This window comes from Citrobacter amalonaticus Y19, from assembly GCF_000981805.1.
Lineage (GTDB): Bacteria > Pseudomonadota > Gammaproteobacteria > Enterobacterales > Enterobacteriaceae > Citrobacter_A > Citrobacter_A amalonaticus_C.
The window spans coordinates 1,740,027-1,761,163 of record NZ_CP011132.1 but is presented as its reverse complement, the minus strand read 5'-3'; the positions used below and the strand labels follow the sequence as shown (position 1 = coordinate 1,761,163).

Genomic DNA, 21,137 nt, shown 5'->3' with positions numbered 1-21,137 from the left:
AGAGGCCATGAGGAAGACGACGTGGTTTATAGCGCTTGCCGCAATGACGACTGCCAGCACACAGGTCAGGGCAGAAGACAACTACACGAATACGACGACGATAACAGTAAATGTCACTGTTAATTCCGCTCCCTGTGATATTAACCCGCAGGGGCCAATTACGGTCGATTTTGGCAACAATATAGCGGTGACCGATGTGGCTGCCGGTCTGGTGGAAAAGAACATTAGCTATGACCTGGATTGCAGCAGTATGGATACCACCAAGTTGCTGAAAATGACGATTCAGGGTACAGGCGTTGCTTTTGACAATAATGTACTGACCACGTCAATCGCCAATCTGGGCGTGAAGATCAAGGCTAACGGTATGGATTATTCACTCAATACGGGGATCATTTTTAGCTCTGCTGCTGCGAAGCCGACGCTGAAGGCGCTACTGGTGCAGAAACCGGGAGCACGACTGCAAACCGGGTTATTTACAGCAAGTGCGACCATGTTGGTGGAGTATCAATGAAACGGATCATTTCACTCTTAGCGCTACTCCTGCCTTTTTCGGTACTGGCGAGTGGCGATATGCAATTTCGCGGCACGCTGGTGGTGCCGCCGTGCTCTATCAGCAACGGCGAGATAATTAAAGTGGCGTTTGGCGATGATTTGGGCGTCAACAAAATTGACGGCAACAACTACAAACAGCCGGTGAAATATACGGTGAACTGTAAGGCAGGTTACACCGTTAACAGCCTGGCGATTGTTATTGATACTACACAGCATGCGACTTATGACAATTCCGCCATACAGACAGATAAACCGGGGCTCGGGATCCGTATCCTGGTGGATGGTGTGGCTGCAAGTTTTTCTACACGCATCGTCGTCAGTGACCCCGACTCACCGCCGGCCATTGAAGCGGTGCCGGTTCAGGATCAGTCGGTGACGCTGACGGAAGGGGCATTTGCAGCCACCATGACGCTGCGCACGGACTATATGTAGGACATGAACATGAAATTAATGACCTTCTCTTTTCTCCTGTTGACGGGGGCGGTGTTGTCAAATGGCGTTCAGGCGGTAGACAACAATGTTCATTTTTCCGGTGCACTGGTGGCGGAGCCCTGTAGGATTCCCGATGGCGATAGCAATATCAAGCTGAGTTTTGGCTCGGTGATCGTAAAAGGGCTGTACCAGTATCAGCGCACCAAAAGCCAGCCGTTTATTATTTATCTGGAAAATTGTGATCCTGCACTGATGAAGACGGTCAGTGTGACGTTTGAAGGTACTCCTGATGATGAGTTAACCACGATGCTGGCGCTGGAGCCGTCAAGTGTTGCGAAAGGGGTCGCTGTAGGACTGGAACTTGTTGATGGCACCCCACTGGCTATTAATAAAGCCAGCCCATATCAGCCATTGTCTCAGGGCAATAACGCGCTGACATTTAATGCCTATGTACAGGGGAAACCATCGGCTATAACGAACGAACAAATAATACCCGGTGATTTCAACGCAATAGCCACCTTCGTACTGGTATATCAGTAACAGAGTAAAAATCATGAAGTCACATTTCATATTTTTGAATAGAGTTTTGCAGGTAGGATTAATGAGAAAATGTCATTAATTTCTATCGATTTAAGAGATGCAGAAGGTAGCGCAGTAAAAGCGAGTTTAGGTGTATATTATACCAATGAAACTCAAGTGATATTTTGTTGATTGGGTGATAATTAGATCTACCTTGATGATGTGAAATCATGGTAGATGACCAGACTCTGGATAATATCATGACTCTGAATCAGGGCAACTCAAACATACCGATAGACGACAGGTTAACGGGTGTCTCCAAAGAAGGTTTACACACTGGGTCAAGTGTGTTGGTTATAACTCCTTATTAATTGATATTCCAGTATTACTGCTGAGAAGTTGCCTCGCATTTTCATTATATACCTTAAGTGCCAATTATAGCGATATTATACATGAAGTATTTATTGAACCGTTTTTTAATTCTTCCAAAAAATGATGGTGGTATTTCACTCTTTTTTTTCTCTGGCTTTGTATTGGATTTCTGTATGAATTACCCAATCGTGGCGGCACAGGACTAGAGTTACCGCAAAACGTACTGGCCTGGGGGGCGATGGCACTCATTGTCATCGTGTGCATATTCACGGTTAAAGCTGGGCGCTGCATTTTTCCACCGGGAACCGGCTGGATAATGACTGGTGCGGTGCTGTGGTCGCTGCCGATCCTCTGGTCGCCGGTTATCGCCTGGCAGTGGAATGCGCTGCCGAAGGTACTGGCGCTGTGGGGGCTAATAGCGGTTTGGTTGTTGTTGCTGAGATCGGGCTGTAGCTTTCGTCTCAGAAATCCGTGGCTACTGATTCTGGTCGCTGCTGCTATCCTCCAGGTGATTTACGGTGCGGTACAACTGAGCGATTTACCAAACCTGGTAGGCAAACGGCCTTATGGCAGTTTCCAGCAGGTCAATGTGTATGCGTCTTTCCTGGCAACGGGGTTGCTCTGTGCTCTGTGGTTGTTTACGCGATGTCGCCATAGGATACCGGCAAACCTCAGCGCGATTGCGTTGGTGTTCATCCCCGCCATGCTGGTGCTGGTACAAAGTCGCACCGGCTATCTTGGGGCCGCCATCGGGGCTGTTATTTTGCTGGTTATCGCCGGGAAAACACGACGGACCGGTGTGGCGCTGTTGTTGCTGGCTGTCGGTGTGATGATAGGTCTGTTTCTGCTTCGGTTTGGCCCACAACTCTTTCCTGGTATGATCCCGTCGATGGTCGAAAAAGAGGGCTCGACGCTGGAGCGTTGGTATATTCTCCGGCTTACGTGGCAGCTTATTCTCAACCATCCTTTTGTTGGCAACGGCTACGGCAGTTTTGAGGCGCTCTTCGGTCAGTTGGCCTATTTGATGCCTGCGGGTCTCAGATATACCACCATTATGTATCCACATAATGAGCTGCTCTATACCTGGATGGAAGGTGGAGTGGTGGCGGTAGCGGGTGTGCTGCTGATGGTCGGCGGCATTCTAAAACGTCTGTGGGGGAAGGGCGGACGTCGCTGGGCCGGTCTGGCGCTGTTGCTGCCGATTGCGCTGCATGTGAATCTGGAATACCCGCTTTATCAGTCCGTCACCCACGGCATTACGCTGATTCTTTTGCTGGTAATCACTGGCCCTGCTGGGCGTGTTCACCATTCTGTGAGCCGTTTTGATAACGCGCAGCGTATTGGAGCGGGAATAGTCGCGAGCGGCGTGCTGGTCTTTATGGTTACGGGGGTGATTACCGAGGTTCAGTTAACCCGGATTGAACAACAAGGACTGGTGCCGCTGGCACAGGATGAAAGCACGGTTGTCGCCTCGTTGATTAACCCATGGAGCCAGTATGAGCGACTCGATTTTGACCGGCATGTCGCTTTGCTGATGAAATTCAACATCACGCAGGATCCCACACTGCTGACGCAATTCCAGACGTGGGCTGAAGCCTACATCCGGGTACATAATAATCCGGATGTCTATAACAGCTTGCTGATGATTTACCGCGCCCTGGGCGCACCGTCAGCGCAGACGCTGTGTCTCAGGGCGAATGTGATGTGGCCTGAGGATGTGCGATTTAACTGTCAATAAAAACAAGACAGATTGATATCGCCTTGTCGCTTATCTGGCAATCTTTCTCTTAACACCTCACCAAAAATGGCCGGTACTAAGACGTTTGTCCGGCCGTGTGTACCAAAAACCAGCCATTTACCCTCCATCCAGGGGCTATGTGTTATTTAAAATGAAGAATGTATTTCAGTCCAAAATAATACTAAAAATAAGTTGAATAATATTATTTAAGTATAATGAAGAGTGTATTTTTAGATATAATGGTCACTTGCTAAACGATTAATGTCAAAGTATAATCATCTTTGATGATCGTTGAATATATTTCAGATTCTATGCTTTCGAGGCTGTTTGTGCTTGCCGTAAACAAGGCTATGCCTTATCAATATTTAAACGGTACTAATATGTTTTGGTATCTGTGTTCAGGTAACGCTTGATGTTATTCTGGAGCATGTGATTACGCTCTGGAAATTAACTACCTAAACTTTTTATTTTTGACTGTCAGTAGTGGATTTAGCTATGAAAAAATTAATAATTATGTTGATGTTTTTGCCATTTTTTGGATTTGCAGGACAATATCCCATAATAACTTCCTTAAGTGTTTCTTATCATGGTAATGTGGGTGCTACTTATTATATAAAACAGTCGCTTATTGAAATTGGGTCTGCTGCTGATGTTGTTCTTCCAGCTAACTATTGGGTTACATTAGGTCATAAGCACACTGAAGATGGGGTGAGATATGTTGTTGCCGGTGCGGGAGGCGGAGGACGAGAATCAGATGGTATACAAACCATAGGTCAACTGGCTAAAGAGGTTTATGATGTAGATAGCGGTGTTACTACGATAGATCATGAAGGCCCGAATGGTTTCAAAGAATGTGTCGCCTATGCTGCAATTCCAATTGGAAATGATTTGTGGGATACAGCACTGAAACCCGGGGGGTGTATGGATGTCCCTCCCGCTGACGAATGGTGCAAAATTACCACTCCGCAATTGGTATTAGAGCATGGAAATATCTCACTTCAAAACGCAGAGGGTAGTATAGCCAAAGAAAATATGGGCATCCAGTGTACCGCTGAAATGACAGTTACATTTAATCTGGTAACTCAGGATAAATATATCTACCTGGATGAAGGGAGATCAGAAGTCACCGTAGATGGTAAGTCGTTAAATACAGCGATTACATTAGAACCGGGTAACTCTGAACTGCTTGTTCAGGATCTATTGACAGGCATAACGACTGAAGGCTTCCATACAGGATCGAGTGTATTGGTGATGATGCCATATTGACCTTGAGAATTTTCGGTTTAGCTGTGATTAGTAGATTGCCGGGTGGTGCTTTACCTCACCCGGCCTATATTTCCTTCCGTCCAGGACTGTGCTAACGAAATTCTGCTGGAATATGTTTTGTCACCGTTCTTTCGCCACGCATAGGCGGTTAATATCTCGCCAAAATGCCCAGCAATCAGCCGTTTGCTCAGTTCATGCAGCGGTGAGGCGAGAACATTTGTGGTGCTCTCGCGCTCAACCACGGCACCCTGATGCAACACCAACACCTGATCGTTAATGTGTTTCATCATGCTGGGATGCTGGGGGACGTAAATATAAGTGAGCCCCTGTTTCTCTTGCAATTGTAGTATCAGGTTAATTAACTGCGAGTGCACGTACCAAAACTAGCCATTTACCCTTCATTCAGGGGGTATTTGTTATTTAAAATAAAAAGTGCATTTCGAACCAAAATAATACAAGAAATATATTGAATAATATCATTTTTTGTATGGTGGGGTGTGTACTTTTAGATGTGATGGTAACTTTCTAACCGACTATTACCTAAATATAATTTCCTTTGGTGACCATTTTTATGAGCTTCATAAACACGGTCACTATGGCCTTTGAAGATACGCCAGACGCATGTTGTCGACTGTGTTCGTACTTGCCATCGACAGATAAATATATCTATCTTGATGAAGGGTTGTCTGAAATTACGGTTAATAAGGAACCGTTGAATACGCCTATGTTAATAAGCAAAGGGAACTCACAGTTATCCATTGAAGATTTATTAACTGGTGTGACAACGGAAGGCTTTCACACGGGGTCGAGTGTGTTAGTCATGATGCCAAATTAAACGCGATATTTATTTTAGTCAGGGGATGTCATACCAGGAAAGTGATTGACTAAATATGTTGTCATAAAAAAGCCTCTCTGCAAGCAATATTACTAACATAGAAAGCTCATTCGCGGTGACTCCGGGCTGGAGCTACCGCAAAGTTTAATGCCACCTGTCAATGTGTGATCACCGATCTTTTCGCCACGCATCTGCCGTTAACGCCTCGCCAAAATGCCCGGCAATCAGCCGTTTGGTCAGCTCATGCAGCGGCGAGGCGAGAACATCTGCGGTGCTGCCGCGCTCAACCACTTCCCCCTGATGCATCACCAGCACCTGGTCGCTGATGTGCTTCATCATGCCAAGGTGCTGGGTCACGTAGATATACGAAATACCCTGTTTTTCCTGCAATTCCAGCATCAGGTTAATGAGCTGTGAGCGCATCGACATGTCTAATGACGCCAGCGCCTCATCGGCAATAATCACTTTCGGACGCAGGATCATCGCACGCGCCAGCCCCAGACGCTGTTTTTGTCCCGGTGCCAGCATATGGGGATAGTAGCTGACGTGATCGGGCAGCAGTCCGACCATCCGCATGGTTTCGATGATCTGCTTGCGGCGCTGTTCCGGCTCAAGATTGGTATTCAGGCGCAGCGGAAAATCGAGGATTTGAGAAATACGCTGACGCGGGTTCAGCGATGTCGACGGATCCTGGAAAATCATGCGAATGCGCTGACTGCGAAACGAATAATCGCCGAATTTGAGCGGATGATCGTCAATCAGCAGTTCACCACCGGTCGGTTCCACCATGCCTGCCAGCATTTTTGCCAGCGTCGATTTACCGGAGCCGTTCTCGCCAATGATGGCCAGCGTCTGGCGTTCGCGCAGCGTAAAGCTCAGTGGTTTTACGGCTTCCACGGTCTGGCGACGAAACCAGCCCGTGCGATAGCGAAAGGTTTTACTCAGATTGCGGACTTCGAGTAAGGTCTCGACCATCTCACTCTCTCTCCATGTTTAGCGGGAAATGACAGGCGTAGAGATGGTTTTTCACCCCGGTCAGACGCGGCGTTTCAATACATTCGCGCTGCGCATACGGACAGCGCGGCCCCAGACGGCAACCAATCGGCAATTGTTCCAGCAACGGTATGGCTCCAGGCATCGTGTTCAGACGACTCTTGTGCGGCATTGCGCTACCAAAGTCAGGAATAGCGCGAATCAGCGCCTGTGTGTACGGATGATGCGGCGTCGTCACCAGCTCTTTGCTCAGCGCCGTTTCTACCGTCTGACCACAGTACAGCACGTTAATTTTATCCGCCCACTGGCTGAGCATTTGCAGGTCGTGGCTGATCAGCAGAATCGTGGTATTGCTGTTCTGATTCAGCCGCGTCAGCAGGCGGAAGATCTGCGCCTGGGTGGTCGGCTCCATCGCGTTGGTCGGTTCGTCCGCGATCAGCAGTCGCGGCTGATTCGCCAGCGCGATGGCGATCATCACCTTCTGGCATTCACCGTCGGTCAGTTCATAGGGGAAGCTGCGCATCGCGTCTTTATGATCTTTAATCCCCACGCGGTGCAGCAGCTCAATGGCGCGGCGTTTGCGCCAGCCAATGCGCTGCCACCAACGGCCTTTGTAGGTCCAGGCCGGAATGTTTTGCATCAACTGGCGACCCACGCGCTCGGAAGGATCCAGACACGACTGCGGCTCCTGGAAGATCATCGAGACGTTGTGCCCCACCAGCTTGCGTCGTTCGCGTGGCGAAAGGCGCAGCAGGTCGATATCGTCAAAACGCATCCGGTCGGCGGTGACGCGCCAGTTGTCTTTGGCGACACCACAAATCGCTTTCGCAATCAGGCTTTTACCAGAACCTGATTCACCCACCAGCCCGCGAATCTCACCTTCGCTGAGGGTCATGCTGACGCGGTCGACGGCTTTGACCCACTCTTCACCGGCTTTAAATTCAATGGTCAGGTTGCGGATATCCAGTAATGGCATTATTCCACCCCCGCAATAATAGCGCGGCGAACGCCGTCACCCAGCAGGTTGACCAGCAGGACGCTTATCATGATCGCCGCACCAGGCAGCATCACCGTCCACGGCGCAACGTAAATCAGCTCCAGCGCATCGCCCAGCATGGCGCCCCATTCCGGCGAGGGGAGCTGCGCGCCAAGGTCAAGAAAACCCAGCGCGGCGATATCCAGGATTGCCATCGACAAGGCGCGGGTGATTTCAGTGATAAGACCCGCAGTAATGTTAGGCAGAATGGCGAACCAGAGGATGTTGAGCGTCGAGGCGCCATCAAGGCGCGCCGCGATGACGTACTCTTTTTCCAGTTCATCATGCACCATGCTATAGACCGAGCGAACCATACGCGGCAGCAGCGCCAGCCAGACGGCAAACATGGCGTGGGTCAAATGCGGCCCGGCGAAGGCGACAACGATGATCGCCAGCAGCAGAGACGGAATCGACAGCAGCGTATCAAGAATATGGTTAAGCACGGCGGAACGCAGACCGTGCGTTGCCCCCGCGACGACCCCCAGCAACAGTCCGCACAGCGTTGCGGCAAGCGTAACGACAAACGCGCCGCCGACCGTGGGGGCCGCGCCGCTGAGCAGGCGGCTCAGGACATCACGCCCCAGATCGTCGGTGCCGAGGAAGAAGGAGACTTCACCATAACGTGACCAGGACGGCGGCAGCAACTGATAGCCGAGGAACTGCTGATCGATGCCATACGGCGCAAACCAGTTGCCGAATATGCATAACACCACCAGTCCCGCACATCCGTACAGGCCGACCATTGCTGTGGTATCGCCATAAAATTTGCGCCATGCGGTGCGCAGCGTACCTGGCGGGCGCTTTTCGCTATACACGCTATCGTAAGGCATACCATTCCTTATGTTTCAGAGGGTTAGCCATAGCACCCAGAATATCGGAAATCACGTTAACGATGATGACCAGCGAACCAATCACCATCACGCCGGCGGAGATCGCGGCGTAATCCTGCTGGCGGATGGCGTTGATCAGCCAGCGGCCAAGCCCCGGCCAGCTAAAGACCATTTCGGTGATCATCGCCAGCGTCAGCATGGTTGAAAACTGTAGCCCGAGACGGGGGATCACCGGCGGTAGAGCGTTATGCAGCACATGACGGCGCAGGATCGTAAACCGAGACAGACCGCGCGTGGCGGCGGCCTTAACGTAGTTCTGATCGAACACCTCGATAGTACTGATGCGCATCAGGCGAATCACTTCCGTGGTCGGCGCGACCGCCAGCGTCAGCACTGGCAATACCATATGACGCACGGCGCTCATCACCATCTCATCGCGCCAGGGGGAGTCAGAGATCCAGGCATCGATAATGGCAAGGCCAGTGACCGGCTTAACTTCATACAGCAGATCGAAACGGCCCGACACTGGCAGCCAGCCGAGATTCAGCGAAAAGAAAAGGGTCAGCAGCAGCGCCAGCCAGAATACGGGGATTGAAAAACCGAGCAGGGCGAGGGCGCTGATCAGGCGATCCTGCCACTTGTTACGGGTGATGCCCGCCAGCATACCCACCGGAATCCCCACCATCAGCGCGAAACCGAACGCCAGCGTGCACAGTTCCATGGTGGCCGGGAACACCTCTTTGAGCTGTTCGGAGATAAGCTGTCCGTTAATGCTGGAGACGCCAAAATCCCAGTGAATAAGGCCATTGAACCAGAACACCCACGCATTCCACAGCGATGCGCCCTGAAGCGGCGCATGCGGCGTAAAATAGCTGAGGCTGAAGCCAATAAAAGTCAGAAAAAACAGAGTGACCATCAGCAACAGCAAACGACGCAGGGTGAAGATAATCATGGTTTTTTCACCTCATCGTTTTTCTCGCGCGATACGCCCGCGAAAGAGGCGTTACCAAACGGACTCAACACCAGACCTTTAATGTCATACCGATAGGCCTGCAGACGCAGCGACGAGGCAAGCGGCAGGATCGGCAACTCCCTGGCAAGAATATTTTGCGCTTCATCATACGCATCAATACGCGCGGAAAGCTGCTGAGAAGAGAGCGCTTTGCGCAGCACGTTGTCGAACTCCGGATCGCACCAGTGGGCGAAGTTGGTCTGTGAATTGATGGCCGCGCAGCTGAGTAGCGGGCGGAAGAAACTGTCCGGATCGTTACTGTCGGTTGCCCAGCCGGACAACGTCAGATCATGGTTCATGTCCATCAACCGCGCCTCCTGGAAACGACCTTCAACCGGTACAATCACCACTTTCACCCCAATCTGCGCCATATCCGCCTGGATAAGTTCAGCCGTTTTCAGCGGACTGGGGTTCCACGCCTGGGAGCTGGTCGGCACCCACAGGCGCAGCGTCAGATTCTCCAGCCCCAGCGCTTTGAGCTGCTCGCGGGCTTTGGTCGGATTGTATTCTGTTATTTTAGCCTCGTTGTCATACGCCCACGAGGCGCGAGGCAAAATAGACGCTGCCGTTTCTGCCGTGCCGTAATAGATGGACTGCATCAGACGCTGGTTATTGATTGCCAGCGCCAGCGCGTGGCGCACCGCCGGATTATTCAGCGGGGCTTTGCTGGTGTTAAACGCCAGGTAGGCGATGTTCATCCCCGGACGCAGCGTCAGACGCAGACGCGGGTCATCACGCAGGATCGTCAACTGGCTGGCGGCAGGCCAGGCCAGCACATCACATTCGCCGGTGAGCAGTTTCGATAAGCGCCCGGTTCCGCCAGAACCCAGATCGACCACCACCTGCGGCATCAGCGGCTTACCGCGCCAGAATTTTTCATGCCGTTGCAGGCGAATGTATTGCCCGGTGCGATACTCGGAAAGCTGGAACGGACCGGTACCGACCGGCTGGCGGTCAAGCTGCTCCTGGCGATCCTGCTTTGCCAGTTGCCCGGCATATTCAGCCGACATCACGGACGCATAGTGGGTTGCCAGGTGCCATAAGAAAGAGGCGTCCGGTTTCGTCAGCCGAAATTCCACGGTGTTGCTGTCAAGTTTACGTACGCTCTGCACGTTATCGGCGAACTGGAGACTGTCGAAATAGGGGAAATTGCCGCCGTTGACGTTATGCCACGGATGGTTGCGATCAAAGATGCGCTGAAAGGTAAAAACCACGTCGTCGGCATTCAGTTTGCGGGTAGGGGTAAACCAGGCCGTTTTTTGAAACGCCACGTCGCGACGCAGGTGGAAGCGGTACGTTGCGCCGTTGTCCAGCACCTCCCAGCTTTCAGCCAGTTCAGGGACCAGACGATAGGTATAAGGATCGACATCCAGCAGCCGGTCATAGAGCTGGGCGGCGAGGGTGTCGACAATCAGCCCGCTGCTCACTTTTTGCGGATTGAAGGTGTTGACCTGTCCACTGACGCAGTAGACAAAGCCACTGTCGCGGATATCTTCACGTGGGGCAGCTTCAGGCGCGGCAGTAGCCTGACCACTCAGAAGTCCAGCCATCACTACCAGAGACGATAAAACCAGGCGCATAATTTTTAAGGTTTTTAGGTACGATTTGCAAAGTGTATCGCACTATCGCCCGCCAGGTACAAATGTCTGCGGGCAACTGACGCAAATATGCGCAATTGGCGGGCGAGAGGCGCTAAATCTGATGTTTTTTGAGCAGTGCGCGCAACTGGTGATAGGTCAGTCCCAGTAATTGTGCCGCCCGCTTCTGGTTAAATTTTGCCTGTTGCAGACTCGTTTGCAGTAACGTTTTCTCCTGCTGTTGCTGAAACTCGCGTAAATCGAGGGGCAGCGAAGGGCCCGTTGCCACCGTTTCTGCGACGGGGGGCGTCGGCACGTGGCGTTTGAATGGATCGATCACAATCTCATCCAGCGGTGACTCGCTGGTGCCATGTCGGTATACCGAACGCTCGACCACGTTTTTTAATTCACGGATATTTCCCGGCCAGGCGTAGTTCAGCAGCGCCTCTCTGGCATGCGGCGTAAATCCGGGAAACAGCGGCAGGCGAATTTCACGGCACATCTGAATGGCAAAGTGTTCCGCCATCAGCATGATATCGGCCTGACGCTCGCGCAGTGGCGGCAGTTGCACCACGTCGAACGCCAGACGGTCAAGGAGATCCGCGCGGAAGGTGCCTTCGTTGACCATCGCCGGAAGATCCGCATTGGTGGCGCAAACCAGACGCACGTTCACCTGCAACGGTTGGCTGCCGCCGACGCGCTCCAGTTCGCCGTATTCAATCACTCTGAGCAGCTTTTCCTGCACCAGCATTGGCGCGGTAGCCAGTTCATCCAGAAACAGCGTGCCGCCGTCGGCGCGTTCAAAGCGTCCCGGATGGCGCTTTTGCGCACCGGTAAATGCACCAGCTTCATGGCCGAACAGTTCGCTGTCGAGCAGGTTTTCATTCAGCGCCGCGCAGTTGAGCGAAATAAACGGCCCCTGCCAGCGAGAGGAGAGATAATGCAGGCGGTTGGCAATCAGTTCCTTCCCGGTTCCGCGTTCACCGATGATCAGTACCGGCTTATCGAGCGGCGCAAGACGCGAAACCTGCTCCAGCACCTCCAGAAAACTGTTGGCTTCTCCTAACAGATTATCTTTGTATTCAGCCATGATTAATTTCGCCACATGTTAGTGTATTTCACCACTTTACCCTGTTTTCTTATCGAGGTAAAACAGTACATCTCAAGTAAAATCAAAGTATTAAAAAGTTGGCACGCAGATTGTATTAGAGAATCAGCAGGGCATCGCCCGACATCAGAAAAATGTGAGGATAGAATTATGGGTATTTTTTCTCGTTTCGCCGACATCGTGAATGCCAACATCAACGCACTGCTTGAGAAAGCGGAAGATCCGCAGAAGCTGGTTCGTCTGATGATTCAGGAAATGGAAGATACGCTGGTTGAAGTGCGTTCCAACTCGGCACGTGCGCTAGCGGAAAAGAAACAGTTATCACGTCGCATCGAACAGGCGACGGCTCAGCAGACAGAGTGGCAGGAAAAAGCGGAACTGGCGCTGCGTAAAGAGAAAGACGATCTGGCCCGTGCCGCACTGATCGAGAAACAGAAACTGACCGATCTGATTGGTAATCTGGAGCACGAAGTGACGCTGGTGGACGATACGCTGACGCGCATGAAGAAAGAGATTGGTGAGCTGGAAAACAAACTCAGCGAAACCCGTGCTCGCCAGCAGGCGCTGACGCTGCGTCACCAGGCGGCAAGCTCATCCCGTGACGTGCGTCGTCAACTGGACAGCGGTAAGCTGGATGAAGCGATGGCGCGGTTTGAATCTTTCGAGCGTCGCATCGACCACATGGAAGCTGAAGCGGAAAGCCACAACTTTGGCAAACAGAAAACGTTGGATCAGCAGTTTGCCGACCTGAAAGCGGATGATGAAATCAGCGAACAGCTGGCGCAGCTGAAAGCCAAAATGCAGCAAGACAAGCAATAATAATATCTGGCGGCGTCTGAACGCGCCGCCGCTCATCACCAGTAAGGAGTACTCATGAGCGCGCTATTTCTGGCCATTCCGTTAACCATTTTCGTGCTGTTTGTGTTACCGATTTGGTTATGGCTGCATTACAGCAACCGTTCCAGCCGTGGGGAGTTATCGCAAAGCGAACAGCAACGTTTAGTTCAGTTGACTGACGACGCGCAGCGTATGCGTGAACGTATCCAGGCGCTGGAAGATATTCTTGATGCGGAACATCCGAACTGGAGGGATCGCTAATGGGCGGCATTGATCTGAACAAAAAATTATGGCGCATTCCACAGCAAGGCATGGTGCGGGGCGTCTGCGCGGGGATCGCGCAGTATCTGGATGTACCGGTAAAACTGGTGCGCATTTTAGTGGTGTTGTCGATCTTCTTCGGGCTGGCCTTTTTCACCCTGGTCGCCTACATCATTCTGGCGTTTGTGCTCGATCCGATGCCGGACAACCTTGCGGCAGGTGAGCAGCAACCGTCCAGCGGCGAGCTGCTGGATATCGTCGATAAAGAGCTGGCGGCGGGGGAGAAACGCTTACGTGAAATGGAACGGTATGTCACCTCGGACACGTTTACCTTGCGTAGCCGTTTCCGTCAGTTGTAAGTCATTTAAAGAGGGCTGAGATGAACAATCGCTGGCAACGCACCGGGCAAAAGGTAAAACCCGGGTTGAAAATAGCAGGTAAGCTGGTGCTTCTGACCGCCCTGCGCTACGGCCCGGCGGGTGTCGCAGGGTGGGCGGTGAAATCCGTCGCCCGCCGCCCACTGAAAATGTTGCTGGCTCTGGCACTGGAGCCATTTTTAAGCCGCATGGCGGCAAAGATCTCAAAACGCTATTCCGGAAATTAATCTCTGCCGTATTTAATCATTATCTCTTGTTTTCATCTGTAACAGCCCGCAATGTCGATTGTTGGGCTGCTAGCCTTTCTTTTTTGCAAAAAGGGTGGTTAATGCAGTCGCTAAAACCCCGATGAGCGGCATGACGCCCGCACCGGCTAAAAAGTTTTGCTGATCGATCAGCCTTTCCTTGCGGATATCCGCAAAACGGGCAAGCGCCTGTTCTTCGTCTGTGGCGTTGATCTCTTCAAATTGCTTCTCGTAGCCCTGTTCAGTCAGTCGCAATGCGGCATCCACGTCGGTTCTTTTCAGTGTTCTGATGTGCTGTCCTTTTTGATAAAAACAGAACTCTGGCATAAGGTGCTCCTGACGAAGAGAGAGGGTGTAACAACTCTACCGTCGTTTACGTATTCATGCTATTAAATCGTTTTTTGTGACAGTGTCACACCTGTTTTTAGTACTGCAACACGGTTGAAAATCAACAGCCTGCCCCCACAATAAAGGGATGCGTTACACTTTTTTCTGGTCTTCAGGTATAACGGGATGGCGATGAAGAGACTCACCAATGAACTCAATGCGCTGGTTAATCGCGGCGTAGACAGGCACTTGCGCCTCGCGGTCACCGGGCTGAGCCGGAGCGGAAAAACCGCATTTATCACCGCAATGGTTAACCAGTTACTGAATATTCACGCCGGGGCGCGACTGCCGCTGCTCAGCGCGGTGCGTGAAGAGCGCCTGCTCGGGGTGAAACGGGTTCCCCAGCGTGATTTTGGCATTCCCCGCTTTACCTACGATGAAGGGCTTGCCCAGTTGTATGGCGATCCGCCAACGTGGCCGACGCCAACCCGTGGGGTCAGCGAAATTCGCCTGGCGCTGCGCTATAAATCCAATGATTCACTGCTGCGTCACTTCAAAGAGACGTCGACGCTGTATCTGGAGATTGTCGATTATCCCGGCGAATGGTTGCTCGACCTGCCGATGCTGGCGCAGGATTATCTGAGCTGGTCACGGCAGATGACCGGGTTGCTAACCGGACAGCGGGGGGAATGGTCGGCGAAATGGCGACAACTGACGCAAGGACTGGATCCGCTGGCGACCGCCGATGAAAATCGCCTGGCCGACATCGCCGCGGCGTGGACGGAATACCTGCATCAGTGCAAACAGCAGGGGCTGCATTTCATCCAGCCGGGGCGATTCGTCCTGCCCGGTGATATGGCCGGTGCGCCAGCGTTACAATTTTTCCCCTGGCCGGATGTGGACGCGTGGGGAGAATCCAGACTGACCCAGGCGGATAAACACACCAACGCCGGGATGCTGCGCGAGCGCTTTAACTACTATTGCGAAAAGGTGGTGAAGGGGTTTTATAAAAACCACTTTCTGCGTTTCGACCGCCAGATTGTCCTGGTGGATTGCCTGCAACCGCTCAACAGTGGGCCGCAGGCGTTCAACGACATGCGCCTTGCCTTGACCCAGTTGATGCAAAGTTTCCATTATGGTCAGCGCACGCTGTTCCGTCGGCTGTTCTCGCCGGTGATCGACAAACTGCTGTTTGCCGCCACCAAAGCGGACCATGTGACTATCGACCAGCACGCCAATATGGTGTCGCTGCTGCAACAGTTGATTCAGGATGCCTGGCAGAATGCGGCGTTTGAAGGGATCAGCATGGATTGTCTGGGGCTGGCTTCCGTCCAGGCAACCACCAGCGGGTTGATTGACGTTAACGGCGAGAAGATCCCGGCGCTGCGTGGAAATCGCTTAAGCGATGGCTCACCGCTGACGGTCTACCCCGGCGAAGTGCCGGCGCGACTGCCGGGACAGGCGTTCTGGGACAGTCAGGGATTTCAGTTTGAAGCATTTCGACCACAAAAGATGGACGTCGATAAGCCACTGCCGCACATTCGTCTGGATGCCGCGCTGGAGTTTTTAATAGGAGATAAATTGCGATGAGCGAACCGATAAAACCGCGGATTGATTTCGCCGGTCCGCTTGAAGTCGAGCAGAATCCGGCTTTTAAAGCGCAACAAACGTTTAGCGAGACGCAAGCCCAGTCTTTTGCCCCGGCGACTGTCGATGAACCGCTGGAAGAAGAGGGGCAGGCCGAAGCGGTAATTGATGCGGCGCTGCGTCCGAAGCGCAGTCTGTGGCGCAAGATGGTGATGGGCGGCCTGGCACTGTTCGGCGTAAGCGTCGTGGGACAGGGCGTACAATGGACGATGAACGCCTGGCAAACCCAGGACTGGGTGGCGCTCGGTGGCTGTGCGGCCGGGGCGCTGATTATCGGCGCGGGCGTCGGATCGGTGGCAACCGAATGGCGACGTCTGTGGCGTTTGCGCCAGCGTGCTCACGAGCGCGATGAAGCGCGCGACCTGCTGCACAGTCACGGCGCCGGAAAAGGGCGCGCCTTCTGCGAGAAACTGGCGCAGCAGGCTGGCATCGACCAGTCGCATCCTGCGCTACAGCGCTGGTATGCCTCGATTCACGAAACGCAAAACGATCGCGAAGTGGTCAGCCTCTACGCCCATCTGGTTCAGCCGGTACTGGATGCCCAGGCGCGGCGCGAAATCAGCCGTTCGGCGGCGGAGTCGACGCTGATGATCGCCGTCAGCCCGCTGGCGCTGGTGGATATGGCGTTTATTGCCTGGCGCAATCTGCGACTGATTAACCGTATCGCGACGTTGTACGGTATTGAGCTGGGTTATTACAGCCGTTTGCGTCTGTTCCGTCTGGTGTTGCTCAATATCGCCTTTGCCGGGGCCAGCGAGCTGGTGCGGGAAGTGGGGATGGACTGGATGTCGCAGGATCTCGCCGCGCGCCTGTCGACCCGCGCCGCGCAGGGGATCGGGGCCGGACTGTTAACCGCGCGACTGGGGATCAAAGCGATGGAACTTTGCCGTCCGCTGCCGTGGATGGAGGATGACAAACCGCGTCTGGGGGATTTCCGTCGTCAGCTGATAGGCCAGCTCAAAGAGACAGTGCAGAAAAGCGGCTCTCCGCGAGAAAAGTAACGCTGCCGCAGGCGTTGACCGCGTAACTTTACGCCGAAACGCCTGTTTTTCCGTCATGCTGTCAATATTTGTTGACAGAAACCTTCCTGCTTCCCCATTCCTGGCTTATCATCTTATCTATAGCTCATTATTCAGGTGAAGGTCCCCCCCATGCGTCTGGAAGTCTTTTGTGAAGACCGGCTTGGTCTGACTCGCGAATTACTCGATTTACTGGTGCTACGCAGCATCGATTTGCGCGGTATCGAGATTGACCCCATCGGGCGAATCTACCTTAACTTTGCCGAACTGGAGTTCACTCACTTCAGTAGCCTGATGGCGGAAATTCGTCGCATTGCGGGCGTCACCGACGTACGCACCGTGCCGTGGATGCCGTCAGAGCGTGAACACCTTGCGCTTAGCGCGCTGCTTGAGGCGCTGCCTGAGCCTGTCCTGTCGCTGGATCTGAAAAGCAAAATTGAGATGGCGAACCCGGCGAGTTGCCAGCTCTTTGCGCTCAACCCGGAGCGGATGCGTAACCACACCGCCGCTCAACTGATCAACGGTTTTAACTTTCAGCGCTGGCTGGAGGGCAATCCACAGGCCTCCCACAACGAACATGTGGTGATCAACGGGCAGAATTTCCTGATGGAAATCACGCCGGTCTTTCTGCAAGGGGAAACCGACGAAACCATGCTCACCGGGGCGGTGGTGATGCTGCGTTCAACCATTCGAATGGGGCGTCAGTTGCAGAATCTGGCGACCCAGGATGTGAGCGCCTTCAGCCAGATCATCGCCGTCAGCGGCAAAATGAAACACGTGGTTGAACAGGCGCGCAAACTGGCGATGCTGAGTGCGCCGCTGCTGATTATCGGCGATACCGGCACCGGTAAAGATCTGTTTGCCCATGCCTGTCATCAGGCCAGCCCACGTGCGGGTAAACCGTATCTGGCGCTCAACTGCGCCTCGATTCCGGAAGATGCGGTGGAAAGTGAACTGTTCGGCCATGCGCCGGAAGGCAAAAAAGGTTTCTTCGAGCAGGCGAACGGCGGTTCGGTGCTGCTTGATGAGATTGGCGAAATGTCCCCGCGCATGCAGACTAAACTGCTGCGGTTCCTTAATGACGGCACATTCCGCCGGGTGGGGGAAGACCATGAGGTCCATGTCGATGTGCGTGTGATCTGCGCGACGCAAAAGAATCTTGTCGAACTGGTGCAGAAAGGACTGTTCCGCGAAGATCTCTATTATCGCCTTAACGTGCTGACGCTGAATCTGCCGCCGCTGCGCGATTGTCCGCAGGATATCATGCCGCTGACCGAGCTGTTCGTGGCGCGTTTTGCCGATGAGCAGGGTGTGCCGCGCCCCAAACTGGCGGCCGATCTCAGTACGGTGTTGACCCGCTACGGCTGGCCTGGCAATGTGCGCCAGTTGAAAAACGCCGTCTACCGGGCGCTGACGCAGCTTGAAGGTTACGAACTGCGGCCACAGGATATTTTGCTGCCGGATTACGACGCGACGACGGTGGCGGTGGGCGAGGATGCGATGGAAGGTTCGCTGGATGATATCACCAGCCGCTTTGAGCGCTCGGTATTGACCCAGTTGTACCGCAGTTATCCCAGTACGCGTAAGCTGGCGAAACGTCTGGGGGTTTCTCATACCGCGATTGCAAATAAACTGCGCGAATATGGCCTGAACCAGAAGAAGAGTGAAGAGTAAAAAAGATGCCTCCGAAATGGAGGCATTTTTGTCTGCCGGGATGACTTACGCTTTCAGCACTTCCAGTGCGGCGGCATAGTCTGGCTCGTTGGTGATTTCATTCACCAGTTGGCTGAAGATGACGTTGTCATTTTCATCCAGAACCACCACCGCGCGAGCGGCCAGGCCTTTCAGCGGGCCTTCAGTGATTTCAACGCCGTAGTTTTTCAGGAACTCAGCGTTACGCAGCGTGGACAGCGTGATAACGTTGCTCAGGCCTTCTGCGCCGCAGAAACGGGACTGGGCAAACGGCAGGTCAGCAGACACACACAGTACGACGGTGTTGTCGATCTCAGTGGCCAGTTGGTTAAACTTACGTACCGATGCGGCGCAAACGCCGGTATCGATGCTCGGGAAAATGTTCAGCACTTTGCGTTTGCCTGCAAACTGGCTCAGTGCGACGTCAGACAGATCTTTTGCCACGAGGGTAAAAGGCTGCGCTTTGCTACCCGCTTGAGGAATGGAGTTGGCGACTGCAACCGGGTTGCCCTGGAAATGAACGGTTTGTGACATGGTTATCTTCCTGTTTACATATAGTTAACGTCACAGCTAGTTTATGCCAACAGCCGATAACACGGCAAACGCTATTTCGGTGTAGCGCACAAACCACCACGTCATGGTTTAAGGAGAAAAAATGCGATCTGTGAAGGTATACGAGGAAGCCTGGCCGTTACATACCCCTTTTGTGATTGCCCGTGGCAGCCGCAGTGAGGCGCGTGTCGTGGTGGTTGAGCTGGAAGAAGAGGGCGTGAAAGGGACGGGCGAGTGCACGCCCTATCCGCGCTACGGGGAAAGCGATGCGTCCGTGATGGCGCAGATCATGAGCATTGTGCCGCAACTGGAAAAAGGGCTGACCCGGGAAGCGTTACAGCAACTGCTCCCCGCGGGCGCGGCACGTAACGCGGTTGACTGTGCGCTGTGGGATCTACAGGCTCGCCAGCAGCAGCAAACGCTGACGGAAACGCTCGGCGTGCCGTTGCCCGAGACGATCGCCACGGCGCAGACCGTGGTGATTGGCACACCGGAACAAATGGCGGCCAGCGCGGCGGCGTTGTGGGAAGCCGGAGCCCGACTGTTGAAGGTGAAACTGGACGATCGGCTGATCAGTGAGCGCATGGTGGCGATTCGCTCGGCGGTACCAAAGGCGACCCTGATTGTCGATGCCAATGAGTCATGGCGGGCGGAAGGACTGGCGGCGCGCTGCCAGCTGTTAGCCGATCTTGGCGTGGCGATGCTGGAACAACCGCTTCCCGCGCAGGATGACGCGGCGCTGGAAAATTTCATCCATCCGCTGCCGGTCTGCGCGGATGAGAGTTGTCATACCCGTAGCAGCCTGAAAGCGCTGCACGGGCGCTATGAAATGGTCAATATCAAGCTGGACAAAACCGGCGGACTGACCGAGGCGCTGGCGCTGGCGGCTGACGCCCGCAATCAGGGATTTGCGCTGATGCTGGGTTGCATGCTTTGCACGTCACGGGCGATTACTGCCGCATTGCCGCTGACGCCGCAGGTCAGCTTTGCCGATCTTGATGGCCCGACCTGGCTGGCTGTCGATGTGGAGCCCGCGCTGCACTTTACGACCGGACAACTTCATCTTTAGGATGCCAGCGCAGGAGCGTGGACATCGCCTGTAGATATTTCTCGCTGGCCTCATCGGATGAGATCGGCGGAAATTCCGCAGTAATGCAGTGTAATTCCAGATCCGCACACCAACTGCCAAAGGAGCCGGGCGTTTCGTAACCCACGCTGGTCACCAGCGGCAGTTCAAACGCCTGCGCCAGCCATTCGCCGAGTTCACTGCTTCTGGGATCTTCAATACAGGCCAGCGGATCATGGAAGGTGACGACCCACGCGGGGTGAATGCGATGGATCAACTGACATAACGCCTGGGTTTCCGGTTCTGAACCCGGATGCTCTCCCGTCAACAACACCACGTCACGCTCTTGCGCCGCGCTGTTCCAGCGATAAACCGTCTCTCCGGCTTTCCAGTTGGCGGACGGAAAATTGCGATTAAGATCGACACCGTTGGCGTTCGCACGCAAACCTAACTGACAGCCGTCGGGGTTTACCGCAAGGATCACATGGTGGCGGCGCAGCGAGGGCGTCAGCGTGCGCAGTGCGCAGGAGAGCGTGACCACCGACGCGTTCTCGTCACCGTGCGTTCCCGCGATAATCAAACCACTGTCGCGACTGGCGACGGCTGCCGGAAACCAGATCAGCGGCGCCCCCAGCAGTGAACGTCCATAATGTTCGGTTCCTGGCGGAAAGGCGCCGCGTTGTGCTCGAGGGCGGGTAACGGTCATAAGCGTCTCTGAATTCAGGGATTATGACTCGCAGTGTTGTGCAAATCTGGCCGATAATCAAATCGTTTTCGCACGCACAGATTTTTAGTCGTAATATCAATTTTCTGCAGGAAGTTGTTTGCATTTCCTTCAGGCGAA

The 21,137-nt window shown here is 53.6% G+C and carries 22 protein-coding genes and 1 pseudogene; 13 read left to right on the top strand and 10 right to left on the bottom strand.

The window, feature by feature from the left end; genetic code table 11:
• The first annotated feature begins 7 nt into the window (after positions 1-7).
• The 5 genes from F384_RS07905 to F384_RS07885 all read left to right on the top strand — a co-directional run bounded on the left by F384_RS07905 (position 8) and on the right by F384_RS07885 (position 4,879).
• Positions 8-511 carry a fimbrial protein gene (locus F384_RS07905; RefSeq protein WP_046481002.1) on the top strand — a complete coding sequence of 168 codons (504 nt, stop codon included), beginning with the start codon at positions 8-10 and terminating at the stop codon, positions 509-511.
• Complete coding sequence (locus F384_RS07900) at positions 508-984, top strand: fimbrial protein (protein WP_046481001.1); 477 nt, start codon at positions 508-510, stop codon at positions 982-984. The genes F384_RS07905 and F384_RS07900 overlap by 4 nt, the downstream gene beginning before the upstream one ends.
• A 9-nt stretch (positions 985-993) precedes the next feature.
• Entirely contained in the window at positions 994-1,524 is a 531-nt protein-coding gene (locus tag F384_RS07895) for a fimbrial protein (protein ID WP_046497904.1), read from the top strand.
• Positions 1,525-2,113: 589 nt separating this feature from the next.
• Entirely contained in the window at positions 2,114-3,613 is a 1,500-nt protein-coding gene (locus tag F384_RS07890) for a PglL family O-oligosaccharyltransferase (protein WP_226991631.1), read from the top strand.
• A gap of 495 nt (positions 3,614-4,108) precedes the next feature.
• Entirely contained in the window at positions 4,109-4,879 is a 771-nt protein-coding gene (locus tag F384_RS07885) for a hypothetical protein (protein WP_046481000.1), read from the top strand.
• A 125-nt stretch (positions 4,880-5,004) separates the two neighbouring features.
• Here F384_RS07885 and F384_RS07880 read toward each other — a convergent pair.
• The 7 genes and pseudogenes from F384_RS07880 to pspF all read right to left on the bottom strand — a co-directional run.
• Positions 5,005-5,253: pseudogene (locus F384_RS07880) on the bottom strand (peptide ABC transporter ATP-binding protein); the annotation flags it as partial.
• Between the two features lie 629 nt (positions 5,254-5,882).
• On the bottom strand, positions 5,883-6,689 hold the full coding sequence (gene sapF / locus F384_RS07875; RefSeq protein WP_046480998.1) for a peptide ABC transporter ATP-binding protein SapF: 807 nt from the start codon (positions 6,687-6,689) through the stop codon (positions 5,883-5,885).
• 1 nt (position 6,690) lies between these two features.
• Positions 6,691-7,683 (bottom strand): peptide ABC transporter ATP-binding protein SapD, encoded by a 993-nt coding sequence (sapD, locus tag F384_RS07870; RefSeq protein WP_046480997.1) that lies wholly within the window; start codon positions 7,681-7,683, stop codon positions 6,691-6,693.
• Positions 7,683-8,573, bottom strand: coding sequence for a peptide ABC transporter permease SapC (gene sapC / locus F384_RS07865; RefSeq protein ID WP_046480996.1), 891 nt, complete (start codon positions 8,571-8,573; stop codon positions 7,683-7,685). The genes sapD and sapC overlap by 1 nt, the downstream gene beginning before the upstream one ends.
• Complete coding sequence (sapB, locus tag F384_RS07860) at positions 8,560-9,525, bottom strand: peptide ABC transporter permease SapB (RefSeq protein ID WP_046480995.1); 966 nt, start codon at positions 9,523-9,525, stop codon at positions 8,560-8,562. Before sapB ends, sapC begins: the two co-directional genes overlap by 14 nt.
• The gene (gene sapA, locus F384_RS07855; RefSeq protein ID WP_046480994.1) at positions 9,522-11,165 is read right to left on the bottom strand and encodes an ABC transporter substrate-binding protein SapA; all 1,644 of its coding nucleotides are present in this window, start codon (positions 11,163-11,165) and stop codon (positions 9,522-9,524) included. Before sapA ends, sapB begins: the two co-directional genes overlap by 4 nt.
• Before the next feature lie 112 nt (positions 11,166-11,277).
• A complete protein-coding gene (pspF, locus tag F384_RS07850; RefSeq protein ID WP_046480993.1) occupies positions 11,278-12,252 on the bottom strand; it encodes a phage shock protein operon transcriptional activator in 975 nt (324 codons plus the stop codon).
• Positions 12,253-12,420: 168 nt separating this feature from the next.
• Here pspF and pspA point away from each other — a divergent pair, with 168 nt between their 5' ends.
• Genes pspA through pspD form a run of 4 tightly spaced genes read left to right on the top strand, consistent with a single transcriptional unit; the run spans position 12,421 to position 13,972 of the window.
• Positions 12,421-13,089, top strand: coding sequence for a phage shock protein PspA (gene pspA / locus F384_RS07845; protein ID WP_046480992.1), 669 nt, complete (start codon positions 12,421-12,423; stop codon positions 13,087-13,089).
• A gap of 54 nt (positions 13,090-13,143) precedes the next feature.
• Positions 13,144-13,368: an envelope stress response membrane protein PspB gene (pspB, locus tag F384_RS07840; RefSeq protein ID WP_042318763.1), complete on the top strand. Its 225-nt coding sequence runs from the start codon at positions 13,144-13,146 to the stop codon at positions 13,366-13,368.
• Positions 13,368-13,727, top strand: a complete 360-nt coding sequence (pspC, locus tag F384_RS07835; protein WP_046480991.1) for an envelope stress response membrane protein PspC — start codon at positions 13,368-13,370, stop codon at positions 13,725-13,727. Before pspB ends, pspC begins: the two co-directional genes overlap by 1 nt.
• A gap of 20 nt (positions 13,728-13,747) precedes the next feature.
• On the top strand, positions 13,748-13,972 hold the full coding sequence (gene pspD, locus F384_RS07830) for a phage shock protein PspD (protein WP_046480990.1): 225 nt from the start codon (positions 13,748-13,750) through the stop codon (positions 13,970-13,972).
• Positions 13,973-14,041: 69 nt separating this feature from the next.
• Here pspD and F384_RS07825 read toward each other — a convergent pair whose 3' ends face one another.
• Positions 14,042-14,317, bottom strand: a complete 276-nt coding sequence (locus F384_RS07825; protein ID WP_046480989.1) for a hypothetical protein — start codon at positions 14,315-14,317, stop codon at positions 14,042-14,044.
• 192 nt (positions 14,318-14,509) lie between these two features.
• Between F384_RS07825 and F384_RS07820 the strand changes: the two genes are divergently transcribed.
• From F384_RS07820 to tyrR, 3 genes are all read left to right on the top strand, one after another.
• Complete coding sequence (locus tag F384_RS07820) at positions 14,510-15,907, top strand: YcjX family protein (protein ID WP_046497897.1); 1,398 nt, start codon at positions 14,510-14,512, stop codon at positions 15,905-15,907.
• Entirely contained in the window at positions 15,904-16,965 is a 1,062-nt protein-coding gene (locus F384_RS07815; protein WP_046480988.1) for a YcjF family protein, read from the top strand. The genes F384_RS07820 and F384_RS07815 overlap by 4 nt, the downstream gene beginning before the upstream one ends.
• A gap of 150 nt (positions 16,966-17,115) precedes the next feature.
• The gene (tyrR, locus tag F384_RS07810) at positions 17,116-18,657 is read left to right on the top strand and encodes a transcriptional regulator TyrR (protein ID WP_046480987.1); all 1,542 of its coding nucleotides are present in this window, start codon (positions 17,116-17,118) and stop codon (positions 18,655-18,657) included.
• A gap of 45 nt (positions 18,658-18,702) precedes the next feature.
• Here the strand turns inward: tyrR and tpx are convergent, their stop codons facing one another.
• Positions 18,703-19,209 (bottom strand): thiol peroxidase, encoded by a 507-nt coding sequence (tpx, locus tag F384_RS07805; protein ID WP_043000571.1) that lies wholly within the window; start codon positions 19,207-19,209, stop codon positions 18,703-18,705.
• A gap of 121 nt (positions 19,210-19,330) precedes the next feature.
• Here tpx and ycjG point away from each other — a divergent pair, with 121 nt between their 5' ends.
• Complete coding sequence (gene ycjG / locus F384_RS07800) at positions 19,331-20,296, top strand: L-Ala-D/L-Glu epimerase (protein WP_046480986.1); 966 nt, start codon at positions 19,331-19,333, stop codon at positions 20,294-20,296.
• Here the strand turns inward: ycjG and mpaA are convergent.
• A complete protein-coding gene (mpaA, locus tag F384_RS07795) occupies positions 20,271-20,999 on the bottom strand; it encodes a murein tripeptide amidase MpaA (RefSeq protein WP_046480985.1) in 729 nt (242 codons plus the stop codon). The two genes, ycjG and mpaA, sit on opposite strands and share 26 nt — an antisense overlap.
• Between the last annotated feature and the right edge of the window lie 138 nt (positions 21,000-21,137).

Coding starts and splice junctions, on each gene's coding strand:
- F384_RS07905 (WP_046481002.1), top strand. CDS start 8: ATGAGGAAGACGACGTGGTTTATAGCGCTTGCCGCAATGACGACTGCC.
- F384_RS07900 (WP_046481001.1), top strand. CDS start 508: ATGAAACGGATCATTTCACTCTTAGCGCTACTCCTGCCTTTTTCGGTA.
- F384_RS07895 (WP_046497904.1), top strand. CDS start 994: ATGAAATTAATGACCTTCTCTTTTCTCCTGTTGACGGGGGCGGTGTTG.
- F384_RS07890 (WP_226991631.1), top strand. CDS start 2,114: ATGGCACTCATTGTCATCGTGTGCATATTCACGGTTAAAGCTGGGCGC.
- F384_RS07885 (WP_046481000.1), top strand. CDS start 4,109: ATGAAAAAATTAATAATTATGTTGATGTTTTTGCCATTTTTTGGATTT.
- sapF (WP_046480998.1), bottom strand. CDS start 6,689: ATGGTCGAGACCTTACTCGAAGTCCGCAATCTGAGTAAAACCTTTCGC.
- sapD (WP_046480997.1), bottom strand. CDS start 7,683: ATGCCATTACTGGATATCCGCAACCTGACCATTGAATTTAAAGCCGGT.
- sapC (WP_046480996.1), bottom strand. CDS start 8,573: ATGCCTTACGATAGCGTGTATAGCGAAAAGCGCCCGCCAGGTACGCTG.
- sapB (WP_046480995.1), bottom strand. CDS start 9,525: ATGATTATCTTCACCCTGCGTCGTTTGCTGTTGCTGATGGTCACTCTG.
- sapA (WP_046480994.1), bottom strand. CDS start 11,165: ATGCGCCTGGTTTTATCGTCTCTGGTAGTGATGGCTGGACTTCTGAGT.
- pspF (WP_046480993.1), bottom strand. CDS start 12,252: ATGGCTGAATACAAAGATAATCTGTTAGGAGAAGCCAACAGTTTTCTG.
- pspA (WP_046480992.1), top strand. CDS start 12,421: ATGGGTATTTTTTCTCGTTTCGCCGACATCGTGAATGCCAACATCAAC.
- pspB (WP_042318763.1), top strand. CDS start 13,144: ATGAGCGCGCTATTTCTGGCCATTCCGTTAACCATTTTCGTGCTGTTT.
- pspC (WP_046480991.1), top strand. CDS start 13,368: ATGGGCGGCATTGATCTGAACAAAAAATTATGGCGCATTCCACAGCAA.
- pspD (WP_046480990.1), top strand. CDS start 13,748: ATGAACAATCGCTGGCAACGCACCGGGCAAAAGGTAAAACCCGGGTTG.
- F384_RS07825 (WP_046480989.1), bottom strand. CDS start 14,317: ATGCCAGAGTTCTGTTTTTATCAAAAAGGACAGCACATCAGAACACTG.
- F384_RS07820 (WP_046497897.1), top strand. CDS start 14,510: ATGAAGAGACTCACCAATGAACTCAATGCGCTGGTTAATCGCGGCGTA.
- F384_RS07815 (WP_046480988.1), top strand. CDS start 15,904: ATGAGCGAACCGATAAAACCGCGGATTGATTTCGCCGGTCCGCTTGAA.
- tyrR (WP_046480987.1), top strand. CDS start 17,116: ATGCGTCTGGAAGTCTTTTGTGAAGACCGGCTTGGTCTGACTCGCGAA.
- tpx (WP_043000571.1), bottom strand. CDS start 19,209: ATGTCACAAACCGTTCATTTCCAGGGCAACCCGGTTGCAGTCGCCAAC.
- ycjG (WP_046480986.1), top strand. CDS start 19,331: ATGCGATCTGTGAAGGTATACGAGGAAGCCTGGCCGTTACATACCCCT.
- mpaA (WP_046480985.1), bottom strand. CDS start 20,999: ATGACCGTTACCCGCCCTCGAGCACAACGCGGCGCCTTTCCGCCAGGA.